A 2203-nucleotide genomic window follows, 5' to 3' on the forward strand; every position below is an offset into this window, starting at 1 on the left:
ACAACACAGAATCCCGGCCCGCAGTAAACGGGCCGGGATTCTCGTCTGGACCCCGGCCCAGGGACATCCCTTCCCGGAACATCCACACCAGACCATCGTCCGACAGATCACACGCCTCCCACGCCATCCATACCCCAGCGACGACCGCCAGTCCACCATCCACGGCGTGAGTGGACCCCCTCGTTCCCCCGCCAGGCGGCCAGCTGGTGCCAGGTGGTGAGGCGTTGGGATGCTCGGGACCGCCCAGGGTGCGTGGAGGCGCCGACGAGAGCGGCGTACAGCCGCGCCGGCCTCTGCCCCCAGCATGGACAGGTTGGCAACTGCTGCCGCCGGAGTGCACAGGAAGCACGTCGAACCCCTAGACAGGTCTGCGGTGCGGTCCGGCAGGGCGGGCGGTTTTCTGGACAACACCGTCGCCGGACTGCCAAGTTGACCGAGCAGCGCCAGGCCGACCTCGACGCCGATGAGGGGTTGAGCCGCAGGCAGCCGAGTTGATCCCCGTTGCACCCTTCAGCGTCGGGTGCAGCTACGAGCTCTGGTCGAGGCGGGCGGCGCGGATGCTCGCCTCCAGAGCCGCCATCAGGTCCAGCGGCGGCTCCCGGGGTACGGCGGGTGCCGCCGGCGTCCTCCCCGAGCTGAGCGCGGCCACGAGCTGGTGGAGGGCCTTGGCGTAATCGTCGTGGACGGCCTGGGCGTCGATGCCCTGCAGTTGACCCAGCAGCACCTCTGCGAGCTCCAGTTCGCGCTCGGTCACCGGCCCGGTCGCGGCGGGTCCCGGCTCACGAATTTCGTCCGGCCAGAAGGCGGTGTGAACGACCAGCACCCCGTGCCAGGGGTACAGGACCGCGAGCCGCTCCCGGGAGCGCAGGGCTGTTCTGGCGATCCCCACCAGGCCGGTGCGGGCCAGCGCGGCGACGAGGACCTCATAGGGCCGCTCGGCAGCGAGGCTGGCCGGGCGGGCGTAGTAGGCGCGCTGGTAGGAGACCGGTTCGACGGTGTCGGACTCGACGAATCCCAGTACGTCGAGACCGCCACCCGGCTGGTCACCGAGGCTGGCGGAACCTGGAGCCGATACGCCCCTGGCGACCACAATCGGTGACTGCCGGAGGACGGAGACTCAGGCAACCGACGCCCTGAAAGGATCGGTGGGGATGATTTCTGCCTCGTCGAAGAGCTGCTCCAACGCCTTGTGCCCGTGACGCCTGCGGAACTCGATCTCGGCTGTCGTTACGGGCAGGGTCCACAGGATGCGGGCGTGGCCCCCGGAAACGGGACAGTGTTCAAGGTCTGGTCCGTGGAGAGAGGGCAGGCTGATGAGCAGGTGATCGCAGGTTCTCTACATCTGGGGCACTCCGAAAAGATGATCACGCGGTGAATTGAGACTGAGTGCTTACCCGGTGAGCGCCATCCAGATCGCACCCGCACCTGATATCAAAGCACAGAGAACCAGCTTGAGATATCAGCATACTTGGACCGCTTCCAGCGCACCTGATGGACGTTCTGGGATTCGCCTATCGCACCGGGGGGGCAGCCGCCTGTTGATCGTGCGTGCTGCTTCTCTGCTTGAGCCTTTAAAGTCGTCGATGAGGGATCCCCCAAATGCATAAACTGATACATGCAGGTCCTCACCGAGACTCACCTCCAGAGTGCCGTCATCGCCGACCCCGGCACCCACGGTTCACCGATCGGCATGCTGTGCTCCAGGTCGAGCTGATGCCCTCCGCAGTGGTAAGTAGGCGATCATCGCCATGAGCTCGATGAACCGCTGGTCGCGGACGTGGGCGGTCATGACGAACTCAAGGCCGTGACCGTCTTTCTCCATCGTGGCCCAGCACCCGGCGGTCACATAGGCCCAGCTGTCGCTGCGGGGACCGGGCCCCACAATGAGGACTCGCAGATCGGGCGCCACCTGTCGCCGTTCCGGCCCGAGGCCGTAGTCGACGACCTCCACGGAGTGCCCTCGAAGAACACCCGGACATGTGACTCAACAGCCTCCGCGGCCAGCAACGTCGCATCACTCACCGCGCGATCATCCCAGATCGCGATCGACCGCCCCTGACAGCTCACTCAGCGTCATGGGGCTGCCGACGTCAGCTCCGAATACGCGACACCTCAACATGCGACCTCACCAGTCCCAAGGCCGTGAGCGGCGACAACGTGACCTGCTTCACCCCAACGAGGCATCGCTACCCGCGTAATGCCT

The 2203-nt window shown here is 66.0% G+C and carries 2 protein-coding genes; both read right to left on the minus strand.

The window, feature by feature from the left end:
• Positions 1-526: 526 nt before the first annotated feature.
• Complete coding sequence (locus IEZ19_RS49560; protein ID WP_189317923.1) at positions 527-1090, minus strand: Ku protein; 564 nt, start codon at positions 1088-1090, stop codon at positions 527-529.
• Positions 1091-1117: 27 nt separating this feature from the next.
• A complete protein-coding gene (locus IEZ19_RS49565) occupies positions 1118-1321 on the minus strand; it encodes a suppressor of fused domain protein (RefSeq protein ID WP_308429110.1) in 204 nt (67 codons plus the stop codon).
• Positions 1322-2203: the final 882 nt, after the last annotated feature.

The organism is Streptomyces brasiliensis (genome assembly GCF_014647875.1).
Taxonomy (GTDB): domain Bacteria; phylum Actinomycetota; class Actinomycetes; order Streptomycetales; family Streptomycetaceae; genus Streptomyces; species Streptomyces brasiliensis.